19 protein-coding genes are annotated in these 14,396 nt (G+C 72.4%); 5 read left to right on the top strand and 14 right to left on the bottom strand.

Annotated elements, in window-relative coordinates:
• Window positions 1-43: 43 nt before the first annotated feature.
• On the bottom strand, window positions 44-703 hold the full coding sequence (locus ACX27O_RS23520) for a hypothetical protein (RefSeq protein ID WP_358124767.1): 660 nt from the start codon (window positions 701-703) through the stop codon (window positions 44-46).
• Entirely contained in the window at window positions 700-1,308 is a 609-nt protein-coding gene (locus tag ACX27O_RS23515; RefSeq protein ID WP_210864814.1) for a helix-turn-helix domain-containing protein, read from the bottom strand. Before ACX27O_RS23515 ends, ACX27O_RS23520 begins: the two co-directional genes overlap by 4 nt.
• Before the next feature lie 112 nt (window positions 1,309-1,420).
• On the opposite strand from ACX27O_RS23515, the gene ACX27O_RS23510 reads away from it, so the two are divergent.
• On the top strand, window positions 1,421-2,218 hold the full coding sequence (locus ACX27O_RS23510; RefSeq protein ID WP_307857748.1) for an alpha/beta fold hydrolase: 798 nt from the start codon (window positions 1,421-1,423) through the stop codon (window positions 2,216-2,218).
• A 185-nt stretch (window positions 2,219-2,403) separates the two neighbouring features.
• Here the strand turns inward: ACX27O_RS23510 and ACX27O_RS23505 are convergent, their stop codons facing one another.
• The 4 genes from ACX27O_RS23505 to ACX27O_RS23490 all read right to left on the bottom strand — a co-directional run bounded on the left by ACX27O_RS23505 (window position 2,404) and on the right by ACX27O_RS23490 (window position 5,846).
• Entirely contained in the window at window positions 2,404-3,363 is a 960-nt protein-coding gene (locus ACX27O_RS23505) for an asparaginase (RefSeq protein ID WP_458940069.1), read from the bottom strand.
• A gap of 94 nt (window positions 3,364-3,457) precedes the next feature.
• Window positions 3,458-4,285 (bottom strand): beta-keto acid cleavage family enzyme, encoded by an 828-nt coding sequence (locus ACX27O_RS23500; RefSeq protein ID WP_210859728.1) that lies wholly within the window; start codon window positions 4,283-4,285, stop codon window positions 3,458-3,460.
• 23 nt (window positions 4,286-4,308) lie between these two features.
• Entirely contained in the window at window positions 4,309-5,421 is a 1,113-nt protein-coding gene (gene ygfZ / locus ACX27O_RS23495) for a CAF17-like 4Fe-4S cluster assembly/insertion protein YgfZ (RefSeq protein ID WP_458940068.1), read from the bottom strand.
• The gene (locus ACX27O_RS23490; RefSeq protein WP_030327761.1) at window positions 5,418-5,846 is read right to left on the bottom strand and encodes a Fur family transcriptional regulator; all 429 of its coding nucleotides are present in this window, start codon (window positions 5,844-5,846) and stop codon (window positions 5,418-5,420) included. The genes ygfZ and ACX27O_RS23490 overlap by 4 nt, the downstream gene beginning before the upstream one ends.
• Before the next feature lie 68 nt (window positions 5,847-5,914).
• Between ACX27O_RS23490 and ACX27O_RS23485 the strand changes: the two genes are divergently transcribed.
• Window positions 5,915-6,796 (top strand): aminotransferase class IV, encoded by an 882-nt coding sequence (locus ACX27O_RS23485; RefSeq protein ID WP_357635846.1) that lies wholly within the window; start codon window positions 5,915-5,917, stop codon window positions 6,794-6,796.
• A gap of 3 nt (window positions 6,797-6,799) precedes the next feature.
• Here the strand turns inward: ACX27O_RS23485 and ACX27O_RS23480 are convergent, their stop codons facing one another.
• Together ACX27O_RS23480 and mtfM are read right to left on the bottom strand one after the other, a co-directional pair.
• A complete protein-coding gene (locus ACX27O_RS23480; RefSeq protein WP_030327763.1) occupies window positions 6,800-7,390 on the bottom strand; it encodes a heme-binding beta-barrel domain-containing protein in 591 nt (196 codons plus the stop codon).
• 5 nt (window positions 7,391-7,395) lie between these two features.
• Window positions 7,396-7,500 (bottom strand): small membrane protein MtfM, encoded by a 105-nt coding sequence (mtfM, locus tag ACX27O_RS23475; protein WP_030327764.1) that lies wholly within the window; start codon window positions 7,498-7,500, stop codon window positions 7,396-7,398.
• 12 nt (window positions 7,501-7,512) lie between these two features.
• On the opposite strand from mtfM, the gene ACX27O_RS23470 reads away from it, so the two are divergent.
• From ACX27O_RS23470 to ACX27O_RS23460, 3 genes are all read left to right on the top strand, one after another.
• Window positions 7,513-7,887 carry a DsrE family protein gene (locus ACX27O_RS23470; RefSeq protein WP_030327765.1) on the top strand — a complete coding sequence of 125 codons (375 nt, stop codon included), beginning with the start codon at window positions 7,513-7,515 and terminating at the stop codon, window positions 7,885-7,887.
• Between the two features lie 79 nt (window positions 7,888-7,966).
• Window positions 7,967-8,347 carry an SCP2 sterol-binding domain-containing protein gene (locus ACX27O_RS23465; protein ID WP_030327766.1) on the top strand — a complete coding sequence of 127 codons (381 nt, stop codon included), beginning with the start codon at window positions 7,967-7,969 and terminating at the stop codon, window positions 8,345-8,347.
• Window positions 8,344-10,398: an amylo-alpha-1,6-glucosidase gene (locus ACX27O_RS23460; protein WP_030327767.1), complete on the top strand. Its 2,055-nt coding sequence runs from the start codon at window positions 8,344-8,346 to the stop codon at window positions 10,396-10,398. Before ACX27O_RS23465 ends, ACX27O_RS23460 begins: the two co-directional genes overlap by 4 nt.
• Window positions 10,399-10,416: 18 nt before the next feature.
• Here the strand turns inward: ACX27O_RS23460 and ACX27O_RS23455 are convergent, their stop codons facing one another.
• From ACX27O_RS23455 to ACX27O_RS23430, 6 genes are all read right to left on the bottom strand, one after another.
• Window positions 10,417-11,280 carry a hypothetical protein gene (locus ACX27O_RS23455; protein WP_030327768.1) on the bottom strand — a complete coding sequence of 288 codons (864 nt, stop codon included), beginning with the start codon at window positions 11,278-11,280 and terminating at the stop codon, window positions 10,417-10,419.
• Window positions 11,281-11,351: 71 nt separating this feature from the next.
• Window positions 11,352-11,792, bottom strand: coding sequence for a winged helix-turn-helix domain-containing protein (locus ACX27O_RS23450; RefSeq protein ID WP_247680255.1), 441 nt, complete (start codon window positions 11,790-11,792; stop codon window positions 11,352-11,354).
• A gap of 193 nt (window positions 11,793-11,985) precedes the next feature.
• The gene (locus ACX27O_RS23445; protein WP_030327770.1) at window positions 11,986-12,306 is read right to left on the bottom strand and encodes a DUF1416 domain-containing protein; all 321 of its coding nucleotides are present in this window, start codon (window positions 12,304-12,306) and stop codon (window positions 11,986-11,988) included.
• A 2-nt stretch (window positions 12,307-12,308) separates the two neighbouring features.
• Entirely contained in the window at window positions 12,309-13,157 is an 849-nt protein-coding gene (locus tag ACX27O_RS23440; RefSeq protein ID WP_030327771.1) for a sulfurtransferase, read from the bottom strand.
• Between the two features lie 206 nt (window positions 13,158-13,363).
• Complete coding sequence (locus tag ACX27O_RS23435) at window positions 13,364-13,441, bottom strand: Ms5788A family Cys-rich leader peptide (RefSeq protein ID WP_310503780.1); 78 nt, start codon at window positions 13,439-13,441, stop codon at window positions 13,364-13,366.
• A gap of 105 nt (window positions 13,442-13,546) precedes the next feature.
• Entirely contained in the window at window positions 13,547-14,335 is a 789-nt protein-coding gene (locus ACX27O_RS23430; RefSeq protein ID WP_210862595.1) for an LmeA family phospholipid-binding protein, read from the bottom strand.
• Between the last annotated feature and the right edge of the window lie 61 nt (window positions 14,336-14,396).

Here is a 14,396-nt window from a genome sequence, read left to right as displayed (position 1 = left end):
CTACGTCCGACAAGGACGCCGCCGGGGTCGTCGACCCGATGAGCTACTCGGCCGCCGGGCGGGTCCGCTTGGTGGCCCGGGGCAGCTTCGCCGACGGGGTCTCGGCCTGCTTGACGGCCTTCGGGGCGCGGGCGACCTTCTTGACCGCGGCCGGCTTGGCCTCGGCGATCTCGGCCACGTCGGCCGGGGTCGGCGTGTCGACGGGGGCCGCTGCCGGGGCGGTGGTGGTGGCGGCGGTGGCGGTCGTGGCGGTCGCGGCGGTGGCGGTCGGCGTCACGGCCTCGGTGGCCTCGATGTCGGCGTTGACAGTCTCGGCGGCCTCCAGCACGCCGGCGCCGACGACCCGCTCGCCCCGGGCGACCAGCGCGCCGTACGCGGCGAACGCCCGCTCCTGGGCGACCTGGGCGCTCGCGACCACCAGGGCGGCGTTGCGGGTCGCGGCGGCGCGCAGCTTGTCGATGTCGGCCACCTCGCGCAGCTTGGCCAGGTCGGCGCTCTCGTTGGCGGTACGCAGCGTCTCGGTGGCCTTCTGCTTCAGCTCGAAACCGGTCAGCACAGCCCGACCACCCAGGTCGGCGACGACCCGGGTGCTGAGCACGCCGACCACGGCCGGCAGCTTGCGCAGCTGCTCGATGGCCAGCTCGCCGGCACCGGCTGCGGCGTAGATCGGGGCGGGGATGCGGTTGGTCTTCGGCTCGCTCATGACGTCTCCTCTTCGGCCGCCTCGGCGGCCTTCTTCTTCTGGGGGATGCTGGTGCTGCCCGGGGCGGGGGCGGTGCCCGCCTCGGTGACGGCGACCGACTCGAGCACGGCCTCGGTCGGGGTGCCGCCCACGGTGGTGGGGCCGGTGGCGGCCACATTGGCCAGATCGGCGGCCTGGCTGGCGGGCTGGTCGGCGGCCTGGTCGGCCTGGGCCGCCCCGGCTCCGGCCTGAGCCGCGTCGGCTTCGGCCTGGGCCTCGGCCAGCCGGGTGTTCTCCCGGCGGAACGTCTCGTAGATCTGACTGAGCGACTGCTTCTGCGCCATCGTCAGGTCTGCGTCCACGGCGATGGCGGCGAGCACCCCGTGGCCTTCCTTGTCGTCCAGCAGACCGGCGCGCAGGTACATCGCCGGCGTGGAGACCCGCAGCGCGCTCGCCAGTTGCTGGAGCACCTCGGCGCTGGGCTTGCGCAGGCCGCGCTCGATCTGGCTGAGGTACGGGTTGCTGACCCCGGCCTGCTCGGCGAGCTGCCGTAGCGAGATCTTGGCGTTGCGCCGCAGATCGCGGATGAACCCGCCGACGTCGGGAAGGTCCTTGGGTGTGGCCATGACCGCGACGCTAATCGCTGGCGCTAGCTCCTGCAAGCAAAATGCTAACCATAGTTAGCAAGGTCTCAACATCCCGTTTGCGCGCCGCTCCGTCGATCCGTACGGTCCGACCGTGCACAAGATCACAGTCAATGGAGCAAGCATCGCGTACGACGAGGCCGGCACCGGTTCACCCGTCGTCCTGCTGCACGCCGGCATCGCCGACCGGCGGATGTGGCGGGGGCAGGTGTCCGCGCTCGCCACCCGACACCGGGTGATCGTCCCTGACCTGCGCGGCTACGGCGACTCGGAGCTCCCCCCGGCCCCGTTCACGCACCACGACGACGTGGCCGGGCTGCTGGACGCGCTCGACCTGCCCCGGGCGGCCCTGGTCGGCTGCTCGTTCGGCGGAGCGGTCGCCATCGACACCGCGCTGGCCCACCCCGATCGGGTGAGCGCGCTCGCGCTGTTCGACACGGCGGTCTCCGGCAACGAGTGGTCCGACGAGGCGAACGACCTGTGGGACAACCTGGTCGGCGAGGTCGACCCCGACGACTTCGTCGCGGGCGCGGCCGGTGAGGTGCGCTTCTGGGTGGTCGGCCCGGGACGGCAGCCGGAGGACGTCGACAGCGAGCTGGTCGCGTTCGCGCAGGAGATGGACCAGCGGGCCCTCGCCGCCGAGCTGGCGCTCGGCGCGGTCGAGGTGGGCGAGCTGACCCCGCCGGCGATCGGCCGTCTCGGCGAGCTGGCGATCCCCGTCCTGGTCACCGCCGGCGCCGCGGACGTACCGGACATCAGCCGACTCGCCGACCGGATCGCCGCCGAGGTCTCCGGCGCGGTGCGCCTACCCGACGTGCCGAACGCCGCGCACCTGCTGCCGCTGGAGCGTCCGGAGCCGGTCAACGCCGCACTGCTCGACTTCCTGAGCTGATCAACCCCGCACGCAGGCCGGGCCGCACGCACACCGGGCCGTTCGGAGCCCGACCCGCGAATGAGCGTGATGCCACAGCGGCATCGTGATGCCGCTGTGGCATCACGATGTTCGGGCCACCGCCAGCCGGCACGGTCACCGACGGTGAGCCACGCCGGCCGTCCCCACCGATGCCGGAGTGCCGCTCACCAGAGCGGGCGGACCGCTCCGACCGGCACCCCGCCGCCGAAGAGCGGCACCTCTTCGTACTCGGCCAGCACCGGGGCGTCCACGCCGAGTCGGCGCAGCGCGGAGACCAGCACCGGCATCCGCGCCCGGTCGGCGCCGTCGTCGATCTTCAACGCGACGGCGCCGACGCCCGGCACCGCCACGGCGATCACACCCTCCGCGCCGACCTTGGCCAGCAGTCCCGGAACACCACGCATCAGCCGGGTGTCGTCGGCCTGGGTGCCACCCACGATCTCCGGGTACGCCCGCATCGCGTCGGCCACGGCGCGCGGCACCGAGCCCGGCTCGGCGTCGACCAGCCGCAGGTACGCCCCGGCCAGGCCGGTCAGCGACACGGCGAGCACCGGGGCGCCGCAGCCGTCGACCCCCACCGCCGCCGCCTGCTCGCCGGTGAACTCCTCGATGGCGGCCCGCAACCGCTGCTGCAGCGGGTGCTCCGGCCGCCAGTAGCCGTCCCGCGGCCAACCGGCCGCCTCACAGGTCAGCAGCATCCCGCTGTGCTTGCCGGAGCAGTTCATCTGCACCCGACTCGGGCCGCCACCGGCGCGCAGCACCGCCTCCCGGGCTGCGGCGCCCACCGGCAGGTCGGGCGGGCAGTGCAGCGCCGACTCGTCCAGCCCCGCGCGCTCCAGCAGCGCACCGACCCGGGCCAGGTGGAATTCCTCGCCCGCGTGACTCGCCGAGACCAGCGCCACGTCGGCCGGGTCGCTCAACGCCAGGCCGGCCCGGAGCATCCCGATCGCCTGCATCGGCTTGCTGGCCGAACGGGGAAAGATCGGCGAGACCACGTCCCCGGCGGACGCCACCGCGACACCGGCGGCGTCCAGCACCACCACCGAGCCGCGGTGCGCACCCTCCACGAACCCGGACCGGACCACCTCGGCGAGCGGCGCGCCGCCCTCGTACGTCTTCGTCACGCGGTGGACGGTACCGACGGTTCGGGGGTGCCCGGCACCGGGGTGACCAGGACATCCACCGCCCGGGTGACAGGGGCGCGGGACAGACCCGGCCTTACAGCCCGAGCAGCTCGCGGGCCTCGGTGGTGGTCAGCGGCGGACGCTGGGCGAGCTGGGCGAAACCCACCGCGCGGGCGACCAGCTGCATGTTGGACTCCACCGGGCGGCCCTTCGCGTACGTCACGGTGTCCTCCATACCGACCCGCAGGTGCCCGCCCGCCGACAGCGAGGCCAACAGGACCGCAAGTGTGCTCCGGCCGACACCGGTGGCCGAGAAGGTGGTGCCCTCGGGCAGGTCCCGCAGCATCCGGTGGGCCGCGACCAGGGTTTCCGTGGTGCCCGGCATGCCACCCGGCACACCCATCACGAAGTCGACGTGCACGTGCCCGCCGGCCGGCAGCCCGTACTTGCCGAGCAACCGCTGCAACGCCGACAGGTGGCCGAGGTCGAAGATCTCGTACTCCGGCACGATCCCGCGTTCCTGCATCCGGGTGTGCAGGTCGACGATGAACTCCCAGCGGTTGAGGAAGACGTCGTCGCCGAAGTTGACAGTGCCCATGGTGCAGGAGGCCATGTCCGGACGGGCGTCGAGGACGGCGAGCCGGGCGGCCTCCGGGTCGGTCACCGCACCGCCGGTGGAGAGCTGCACGATCAGGTCGGTGCCCTCCCGCAGCGCCGCCACCGTGTCGGCCAGCCGCACCGGGTCCAGCGTCGGCCGGGCCTCGTCGTCGCGGATGTGGACGTGGATCACGGCGGCGCCGAGCGCCTCGCACTCCTTGGCGGTGAGCAGCAACTCGTCGAGGGTCACCGGCAGCGCCGGCACCTCCGCCTTGGCCGACTCAGCGCCGGTCGGGGCCACCGTGATCAACGTCCCTGTTGTCATGCCGGCGATCCTAGACGGCCCGGTCAGGACGGGTCGATCGCCGCCGCCGTCTCGCCGATCAGCAACGCGGCGTCGTCCGGCACGTTGCGCTTCAGCACCGCGAGGGCGACCTGGCCCAGCTCGTGGTGCAGCACGGCGGTGCCGACGAAGCCGACGGCCCGGCCGTCGAGGGTCACCGGCGTACCGGCCACCGGCGGCTGATCGGTGGTCACCCCGTCCAGATGCAGCAGTACGAGGCGACGCGGCGGCCGACCCAGGTTGTGCACCCGCGCCACCGTCTCCTGCCCCCGGTAACAACCCTTGTCCAGGTGCACCGCCGGGGCGATCAGGTCGACCTCGGCCGGGATGGTCCGATGGTCGGTGTCCACCCCGACCCGCGGCTGCCGGGCGGCCACCCGGATCGCCTCGTACGCCCAGAGCCCCACGACCGGCACGCGGGCGCCGCGCAACTCCGCCACCACCTGGTCCATCGCCGACCGGGGCACCAGCAGGTCCACCCCGAGCGGGCCACGTCGGGCCCAGCCGCCGATCGGCAGCGGTTTCACGTCGTACCGAGCGCCGGCCCGCTGTGGCACCGCACCGTGCGGGAACTTCGGACCCGGCACCGCGACCACGTCCGGCGCGGCCAGCCCGGCCACGCCCAACGTGCCGAGCGCCTCCATGGCCGCCGGCCCGACCAGCGACAACAGCGCCCGCTCGGCCGTCGCGTCGCGTGGTTCGACCTTGCTGAAGAACCGCATCTTCTCCAGGTAGGTCAGCAGGCCCTCGGTGGCGCCGGGCTCGGTGTCCAGCCAGGTGGTCTCGCCGTCCTCGGCGACCATGGCGTGCTGCTCGACGTGGCCGTGCGGCGACAGCACCAGCAACTCGGTGCCCTCACCGGCGGAGAGGGCGCTCAGGTGCTGCGAGGTGATCGTGTGCAGCCAGCCGGCCCGGTCCTCCCCGGGCACCGCGATGACCCCTCGATGCGACCGGTCGACCAGACCGACAGCGGTGTCGAGGGTGCGCTGCTCACGCAGCGGGTCACCGTAGTGCGCGGCCACTCCCCGCACGCCGGCCGCGACGTGCGCCGGATCCGGCTGGTCGCGGCTGGCCTCGTCGATGCTCTCGACGGCCACCGCGCCCGCGATGTCGATCATTTGTCGTCCCCGTTCTCGCAGCGTACGCAGACGCCGAAGAGTGACACGTGCCCGATGTCCACCCGGAACCCCCGTTGCGCGGCCAACTGGTCGGCGAGGGGGCGCAGCAGCTCCGGATCGATCTCGTCGATCGCGCCACACTCCCGGCAGACCAGATGGACGTGTTGGTGCTCACCGGCCGCGTGATAGGTCGGCGAGCCGTGCGACAGGTGCGTGTGGGTGACCAGGCCGAGCCGTTCCAGCAGCTCAAGCGTGCGGTAGATGGTGGTGATGTTGACGCCGGCGGCGACCTCCCGCACCGCGGTGTGCACCTGCTCCGGGGTGGCGTGGCCCAGATCGAGCACCGCCTGGAGGACGAGCTGCCGCTGGGCCGTCAGCCGCAGTCCACGGGACCGCAGCATTTCCGCGAGGGAGGATTCGGACACCGTCCGATCATAGTTCGGCAATCGCGGCCGCTCCTGCCTGCGACGGCCCGCCGCTACGCTCGACGGTCATGGTGACGCCACCCGTCGGCACGGCCCCGACCGCAGCGAGTGCCCGGATCGCTGTTCTCGGCCGGGGTCTCGTCCCGGCCGACGAACCCGTCCTGCGCGCCGACGACCTGGGTGTCCTGCACGGCGACGGCCTCTTCGAGTCAATGCACCTGCGTCAGGGCCGGCCGTGGCTGCGCGACGAGCACCTGGCCCGGCTGGCCACGGCGGCAGCCGCCGTCGACCTTGAGCTGCCCCCCGTCGACGCGCTCATCGACCTGCTCGACACCGTGCGCGCGGGCTGGCCGGCGACGGTGGAGGGCGCGCTACGGCTGGTCTGCACCCGAGGCTCGGAAGCCGGCGGCCCGCCGACCGTCTACGCCACAGTGAACCCGGTGCCGGCGTCCTCCCAGGCGGCTCGACGCAACGGGATCACCGTGGCGATCCTGCCGCTGGGGGTGCCCGCCGGCGCGCGCACCGGGCTCGACTGGCTACCGGCCGGAATCAAATCCACCTCGTACGCGGTCAACAGCGCCGCCCGCCGCTGGGCCCGCCGGGCCGGCGTGGACGACGTGCTCTGGGTCTCGTCCGACGGGTACGCGCTGGAGGGACCCATCGCCAACGTGGTGTGGCTCACCGGCGACACGCTCTGCACCGTGCCCGCCGCCACCACCGGCATCCTGCCCGGCACCACCGCCGCCTGGCTGCTCGCCCACGCCGACGAGCTGGGCCTGGACGGTTCCGAACGGATGGTCACGCCGGCCGAGCTGCACGCCGCCGACGGGGTCTGGTTCAGCTCATCGGTGCGCGGGCTCGCCGAGGTGCGGATGCTGGACGGGGTGCGCCGGGAGCCCTGCCCGCGCACCCCCGCCCTGCACGCCCTGCTCGGTTTCCCCGTCGACTGAGCGTCAGCCGCCGACCCGGACCAGCCGGGCGGAGAGGTGCGGGCTGAGCCCGTGGCCCATGGCGGCCATCTCCTGGGCGTAGAGCAACGCACCCTCGACGATGCCGAAGAGCCGGTGGCCGCCGGTGACCTCCTTGGCGGTCGGAGTCCGGATCACCGCGTCGGTGGCGAACTCGACCTGCGTGCCGGTGCGCTTTCCCAGGTGCAGCTCCATCACCCCGGTCGGGGTGGTCAGCAGCGCCTCCAGCTCGTCGGTCGCCCGCCCGTCCACCAGCACCGGACGCCACCAGCCGACCTCGCGACCGGCCGGACGGACCGGCCTGCTCTGCTCGTCGAGGATCCAGGCACGGGACTCGTAGTGCAGGAACGGCCGGCCGTCGTGGCTGATCCGGATCTCCTGCGCGTAGTCGAAATCCTCGATGGTGGGGAAGCCGCCCTTGCCCCGGCCACGCCACAGCCCGATGTACGGCAGCAGGGCGTCGAGCGCCGGGTGCAGCTTCGGCCCGACCCGCAGGTCGTGGCTCTCCTCGAACGGGTACTCCTCGACCGGCGGCGCGTTCAGCCACGGCGGCTGCAGCGGATTCTCGTCGCTCACCAGCGTCACCAGCGTCCTCTCGAAATGCGTACGGCAAGGTAAACCAGGCCACCGGCGAGCCCGCCCAGGCCAGCGACCAGCAGGCTGACAAACCCGATCTCGGTAACCATCCCGGCCATCCTATGCTGGGCCACATGGCCCGCACTCTCGTCGTCAAGGCCACCGCGGGGGCTGACGCCCCGGAGCGGTGCGCACAGGCATTCACCGTCGCCGCGACGGCGGTCGCGGCCGGGGTGGACGTCTCACTCTGGTTGACCGGTGAGTCCACCTGGTTCGCAGTGCCCGGCCGCGCCCAGCAGTTCGACCTGCCGCACTCCGCACCGCTGGCCGAGTTGTTGCACGTCATCCTGACCAGCGGTCGGGTGACCGCCTGCACGCAGTGCGCGGCCCGACGGGAGATCGGCCCGGACGACGTACTCCCCGGGGTCCGGATCGCCGGTGCCGCGGTCTTCGTCGAGGAAGCGCTGGCCGAGGGCGCGCAGGCGCTCGTCTACTGACCGCACGGCGGCGGTGGGTCGATCCGAGCGGAGTGCCGATACCGACCCGACATCTCGGACAGCTGCCTACGATTCGGATGTGACCGAGGCGGCGGAGAGGTTCTTCGAAGCGCTGCCGTCGCGTGCCCCGGAGATCCTGGGCGGCCTGGCCGACGGCACCCTCCAGATCGACCTCGGCGACAACCACCGCACCGAACACTGGCTGGTCCGGATGCGGCCCGGGTCCGTGCGGGTCAGCCGCGAGCGTGGCCCGGCCGACGCGATCTGGTACAGCAGCGCCGCCCTCTTCGACCGGCTGATCTCCGGGGAGGCCCAGGGGATCGCGGCGGTGCTGCGCAACGAGAGCACGTTCAGCGGAAACGTGGTGCTCTTCCTCGCCTTCCGGCGGTTCTTTCCGGACCCGCCCGGCACCCGCGACCCCCGCGAAACGGCCCGCCGAGCAGCCGGGCGACAACGGTGAGAGACCTCGTCAGCATCCTGGACGGCAACACCTTCCTGGTCAGCGACCGACGTGGCGACATCGAGCCGTCCTACGACTTCCCCACCGGGCTGTTCTCCTTCGACACCCGCTTCCTGTCCACCTGGGTGCTCACCCTGGACGGCGAACGGCTGCACGCCCTCTCCGTCGACGACTCCGAGTCGTACCGCACCACGTTCTTCCTCGCCCCCGGCGAACCCACCCACTACCTGGACGCGAAGGCGTCGGTGATCCGCAGCCGGGCGATAGTGGGCAGCTTCGAGGAGGAGCTGACCGTGCTGAACCACCTCGGCGCGGAGGTCGAGTGCACCCTCCGCATCGAGGTCGGGGCCGACTTCGCCGACCTGTTCGAGATCAAGAACGCTCGGCAGAAGCGGGGTCGGACCACCATCACTGTCGGCGAGAACGAGCTGCGGCTGGCCTACCGACGGGAGGAGTTCCACCGGGAGATGGTGCTCCGGACCACCGCGCCGGCCCGGATCGACGAGACCGGGATGACCTTCCGGATCCGGATCGCCCGCAACGGCAGGTGGAGCACCCGGCTGCACGTGTCCAGCGTCGTCTTCGGGGCCCGCAGCCAGGACATCAGAGCCACCCTCCCGTACGGCGGCAGCCGCAGCGCGGACGCCATCCGGGCCGAACAGCAGGAGCTGATCGACCGGGCGCCGAAGCTCGGCTGCGACTGCGAGCCGCTGGCCGGGGCGTACCGGCGCAGCCTCAACGACCTGGCCGCGCTGCGCTACGAGTCGATCGCCCTGGGCGTGCGGCTGATCGCCGCCGGGCTGCCCTGGTTCATGACCCTGTTCGGCCGGGACAGCATCATCACCTCGTTGCAGGTGTTGCCGTTCCTGCCGGAGCTGGTCCCGCCGACCATCCTGATGCTGGCCGGGCTCCAGGGTCACCGGGTGGACGACTTCCGGGACGAGGAACCCGGCAAGATCCTGCACGAGCTGCGGTACGGCGAGACCGCCGGCTTCGAGGAGCAGCCCCACTCGCCGTACTACGGGTCGGCCGACTCGACACCGCTGTTCATCATCCTGCTCGACGAGTACGAGCTGTGGACCGGGGACTCCGCCCTCGTTCGCAAGCTGGAGTCGCAGGTCCGCGCGGCGTTGAAGTGGATCGACACCTACGGTGACCTGCTCGGCACGGGCTACCTCTGGTACCAGACCCGCAACCCGGAGACCGGCCTGCAGAACCAGTGCTGGAAGGACTCCTGGGACGCCATCTCGTACGCCGACGGCCAACTGCCCGGCTTCCCCCGGGCCACCTGTGAGCTGCAGGGCTACGCGTACGACGCGAAGATCCGGGCCGCCCGGCTGGCCCGGAAGTTCTGGAACGACCCGGAGTTCGCCGACACGTTGGAGCGGGAGGCCGCCGACCTGAAACAGCGGTTCGACCGCGACTTCTGGATCCCCGAGCGGGAGCACTACGCGCTCGCGCTGGACGCCGACGGCCGGCAGGTGGACGCGCTGACCTCGAACATCGGGCACCTGCTGTGGAGCGGCATCGTGGACGAGTCACGTGCCGGCAAGGTGGTCGAGCACCTGCTCGGGCCGCGCCTGTTCTCCGGCTGGGGGGTGCGGACGCTCGCCGCCGACGAGGGGCGGTACAACCCGATCGGCTACCACGTGGGCACGGTCTGGCCGTTCGACAACTCGATCATCGCCTGGGGGTTGTGGCGGTACGGCTTCCGGGACGAGGCCGGGCTGATCTGCGAGACGATGCTGGCCGCGTCCCGGTACTTCGGGGGGCGGCTGCCGGAGGCGTTCGCCGGCTACGCCCGCGACCTCACCAACTATCCGGTGGAGTACCCGACCGCGTGCAGCCCGCAGGCCTGGTCGACGGGCACCCCACTGCTGCTGCTGCGGGTGATGCTGGGGTTGGAGCCGCAGGGCGAACACCTGATCATCGACCCGGCCGTGCCATCGGGGATGGGCCGCGTCGAGCTGTTGGACATTCCCGGTCGGTGGGGCACTGTCGACGCGTTGGGCCGCAGCCGCGACCCGGAGGAACGGCCGGGCGGGGGCTGACCCGGCCCGGCTGCCGGCTCAGCCCGGGCAGCCGACGGTGGCGGCCAGCCGGGTGGCGTCCGGGCCGATCTCGGCGAGCACCGTGACGGCACCGGTGCGGTACGCGTACACCGGGGGTTGGTCCACCAGTGGGGCGTTGCCGGCCAGCGGGGCGAGTGCGGCCGTCGAGGCCGCCGGACCGGGACCGTTGGCGGACCGCGCGGTACGGGCGAACCCGCCGCCCGGGCAGGGCGCGGTGACCAGCTCCGGCGCGGTGTCGCCCGGCCGGTCGAGTGCCAGCAGCGCGGCGCTCAGCGCGGCGGTCTCCGGGCCGGCGGCGGTGGCCGGGGCCGGAGAGTAGCCGGTGCCGACCGGCCGGCAACCGGTGTCGACGACCAGTCGCACCCGGCCGTCACCTGTCGGCCGCCCCTCGACGGCCACGAACTCTCCGGCGTCGGCGCGCAGCTCGGGGCCGTCCACTCCGGTCCAGACCCCGGCCCGCCAGCTGGCCGGCAGCCGTTCGGCGATGCCGGACAGCACGGCCCGCTCGTCGCCGGTGGCCGCGAGCACACCGACCTCACGTCGCAGCCTCGCCCCGTCGGCGAACGGGGTGACCCGGCAGCCGGACGCGATCCGCGCCGGGCCCAGCTCCAGCAGACCCGCGGCACCGGCCGCGAGGGCCAGCTCGCCGACCGCCCGGTCGACCACCGGGCCGGCCTGGTCGAGGGACCGCTGTTCGCGCACCGTTGGCGGGTCGTCCCGCACCGACACCCAGGTGAGCCCGGCCAGCAACACCGCCCAGGCCACGGTCACGACCAGCAGCCACCGCCGCCGCGACCCGGCTGGTGCCGGCGCGGCGGGGCCGGCCGAGGAGGCCCAACCCGTCTGGACAGCACCGCTCACCCGGTCATGGTGTCACGGGCCCGCCGCCGGGCCGGCGGCGGAGCCGGTCGGCACTGCCGGGCGACGGCGGGTCAGTGGTCGTTGCGCCGCGGCGGCCGGTCGAGCCGGTAGCCGACCCCTCGTACGGTGTGCACCTGCGGTCCGCCCGGCAGGCCCCGCAACCGGCGACGAAGCCGTTTGATCGTGGACCGCAGCGCGGTGGTGTCAGCGCCACCCAGCGCGGCGGCACAGAGCTGTTCGTAGCTCCACACCACCAGCGGCGGGCCGATGAGCAGGGCGAGCAGCTCGCGTTCGGCCGGGGTCAGCGGGACCGGGTCGCCGCGCCAGGTGACCCGGTGTCCGGCCCGGTCGACGACGAGCCCACCCCATTCGACCAGGCCGCGCGCCTTGGCGCGCGGATCGACCGGCACCAGGCCCGCCGGTGACGACAGCAGCTCACGCAGCTCGGCCAGGTCGGCGCAGCTGCGCACCGGGGCGAGCCCGTCGAGTTGGCTCAGCACCCGCTGCCGCATCGACCTGTCGGTGCCCACGAAGAGGACGATGGGGACCCCTTCGTCGGACACGCCACTTTCATCCCTGAATTCCACCAGAAGATAGTGACGCATGCCGATGGATTTCGGCACCCGCCCCGGCGCGTCGACGGGACACGACCGGGGCCGGCCACCCCCGGGAGGGTGACCGGCCCCGATCGATCAGAGCAGTGGGTCAGGCGACGGTGACGGCAACCTCGTTGACACCCCGGCCGGCGGTGACCGCGGTGTCGCCGTTGCCGTGCCGGGACAACGCCCGCAGCGTCCATGAGCCCGGCGCGGCGAAGAACCGGAACTGCCCAGCGGCCGAGGTGACCACCTCGGCGGTGAACTCACCGGTCGAGTCGAGCAACCGGACGTACGCCCCCGGCACCGGCTCGGCCTCGGCGGAGCGGACGACACCGGTGATGACGGTTTCCTTCTCCAGGTCCAGGCTGGCCGGCAGCGGCGCGGCCTGGTCCGGTGCGGCGCAGCCCGCAGCGGTGGGAAGAGTCATGATCAGGCCTCCCCGGGTTCGTCGCCGAGCGCCACCGGCACACCGACCAGCGAGCCGTACTCGGTCCAGGAGCCGTCGTAGTTCTTGACGTTGCGGTGACCCAGCAGCTCCTGGAGCACGAACCAGGTGTGCGACGAGCGCTCACCGATCCGGCAGTACGCGATGGTCTCCTTGCCGTCGTCGAGCCCCGCGTCGCCGTAGATCTTGCGCAGCTCGTCGTCGGACCGGAAGGTGCCGTCCTCGTTGGCCGCCTTGGACCACGGCACGCTGATCGCGGTGGGGATGTGGCCGGCCCGCTGCGCCTGCTCCTGCGGCAGGTGGGCGGGGGCGAGCAGGCGACCGGCGAACTCGTCGGGGCTGCGCACGTCGACCAGGTTCTTGGTGCCGATCGCGGCGACGACCTCGTCCCGGAAGGCCCGGATGGAGGTGTCCGGCTCCTGCGCGACGTACTGCGTCGCCGGGCGGGACACCTGGTCGGTCACGAGCGGGCGGGCGTCCAGCTCCCACTTCTTGCGACCGCCGTCGAGCAGCTTCACGTCGCGGTGGCCGTAGAGCTTGAAGTACCAGTACGCGTACGCGGCGAACCAGTTGTTGTTGCCGCCGTAGAGGACCACGACGTCGTCGTTGCTGATGCCCCGCTCGGAGAGCAGCGCCTCGAACTGCGTCTTGTTGACGAAGTCCCGGCGGACCTGGTCCTGAAGGTCGGTCTTCCAGTCAATCTTGATGGCACCGGCGATGTGGCCGGTGTCGTAGGCCGAGGTGTCCTCGTCGACCTCGACGAAGACGACGCCCGGGGCGTCGAGGTTCTTCTCGGCCCACTCGGCCGAAACGAGTGCGGTGTCGCGACTCATCGAATCACTCCCTGGTGAGGATGGATGGTGAGCCAACGCGCGCGAATCGGTTGACGTATCTGTCGCACCACGCGCGGGACCCAGCTGAAGGACGGGATCACGGGTTCGTGCGACGGCGCCGCTGCCGGGCGTTCGGTGGGATAACCGGAGGGTGCGAGAACCCTGTGCCGGTGGCCGCCGTCAGGCGGCCGGAGACAGCCCCGCCGTCAGATGACGGGGCGACACAGGCAGGTGGCCACGCGGCACAGGTCGACCGCGCGCCGTTTGGTGAGGTGGGTCCCCATGGCCAGGGAGCCTACCAGCCAGTGACCGAGCTGCCACTCAGCCGACCACCATCCGGGAATCGACGGGCCTGCCAAGGATTTCGGCGTCCCACCGCGCCTCCGGCGTCAGCCGACCGAGTTGATCGGCACGTTCTTCGCGTCGGCGGTGACCGCCAGCCCTTCCGGCAGTGGACGGACCTCCCGGACGGCGAGTTGGAACGGCAGTTCCGGAAGCGGCACGTCGATGGAGATGCTCTTGGCGTAGTTGCTCAGGAACGCACGGGCCAGCGGCAGGTTCGGCAGACCCGCGGCGTCCAGGTCGTTGAAGCGCAGCGCGACCGCGCCGTTGTCGGCGACGGTGACGTCGGCGGTGCCGCTGATGGTGAGCCGCTGACCGAGGATGTCGGCCGGGGCCGTGACGGTGAGCTTGCCGTTCTGCTCGCCGAGGGTGAGCCCTGGGCGGTTCAGCAACGCGGCCAGACTCTCGTAGCTGATCGTGCCGGCGCCGTTGACGGTGTCCGCCACGATGTCGCCCTGGCCGGTGCGCAGGGTGTCCAGCGAGGCGCGCACGTCACGGGCGGTCACGTCCAGCACCGGCAGCCGGACGGCGTCGCCCTCGACCGAGGCCTGCACGTCCCGCAGGTTGATGGTGATCCGCTGGTAACGGCCATCGAGCACCTGGGTGAGGAACGGGACTCCGCCCACCTCCACCTCAGGGGCGGCGGACTGCGCGCCCTGCTTGGCGATCTCCTGCCGCACCCGGTCGGCGATGGTCCGCTCGGCAACCCCGACCGCCACCCGGTCGGCGACCACCAGCAACCCCGCCAGCAGCAGGAGCAGAACGAACAGCCCGATGAGCAGCTTGCGGCCACGCCGTCGGGGTCGCGCCTCGTCCACCGGATAGTCCCGCGCCACGCCGCCTCCTGTCTCCGCCCGTCGCGCCGCGACGGGGCGTTCGTACCGACGCCGCAGGGCG

The organism is Micromonospora sp. SD19 (assembly GCF_054462275.1).
The sequence above is the reverse complement of the archived record's forward strand: the minus strand, read 5'-3'. Positions and strand labels throughout refer to the sequence as shown.

Bases quoted from the DNA above. Each gene is read 5' to 3' on its own strand.
- ACX27O_RS23500 (WP_210859728.1), bottom strand. From the start codon at position 4,285: ATGACAACAGGGACGTTGATCACGGTGGCCCCGACCGGCGCTGAGTCG.
- ACX27O_RS23520 (WP_358124767.1), bottom strand. From the start codon at position 703: ATGAGCGAGCCGAAGACCAACCGCATCCCCGCCCCGATCTACGCCGCA.
- ACX27O_RS23470 (WP_030327765.1), top strand. From the start codon at position 7,513: ATGCTGGGCCACATGGCCCGCACTCTCGTCGTCAAGGCCACCGCGGGG.
- ygfZ (WP_458940068.1), bottom strand. From the start codon at position 5,421: ATGATCGACATCGCGGGCGCGGTGGCCGTCGAGAGCATCGACGAGGCC.
- ACX27O_RS23485 (WP_357635846.1), top strand. From the start codon at position 5,915: ATGGTGACGCCACCCGTCGGCACGGCCCCGACCGCAGCGAGTGCCCGG.
- ACX27O_RS23435 (WP_310503780.1), bottom strand. From the start codon at position 13,441: ATGGGGACCCACCTCACCAAACGGCGCGCGGTCGACCTGTGCCGCGTG.
- ACX27O_RS23515 (WP_210864814.1), bottom strand. From the start codon at position 1,308: ATGGCCACACCCAAGGACCTTCCCGACGTCGGCGGGTTCATCCGCGAT.
- ACX27O_RS23440 (WP_030327771.1), bottom strand. From the start codon at position 13,157: ATGAGTCGCGACACCGCACTCGTTTCGGCCGAGTGGGCCGAGAAGAAC.
- mtfM (WP_030327764.1), bottom strand. From the start codon at position 7,500: ATGGTTACCGAGATCGGGTTTGTCAGCCTGCTGGTCGCTGGCCTGGGC.
- ACX27O_RS23445 (WP_030327770.1), bottom strand. From the start codon at position 12,306: ATGACTCTTCCCACCGCTGCGGGCTGCGCCGCACCGGACCAGGCCGCG.
- ACX27O_RS23450 (WP_247680255.1), bottom strand. From the start codon at position 11,792: ATGCGGCAGCGGGTGCTGAGCCAACTCGACGGGCTCGCCCCGGTGCGC.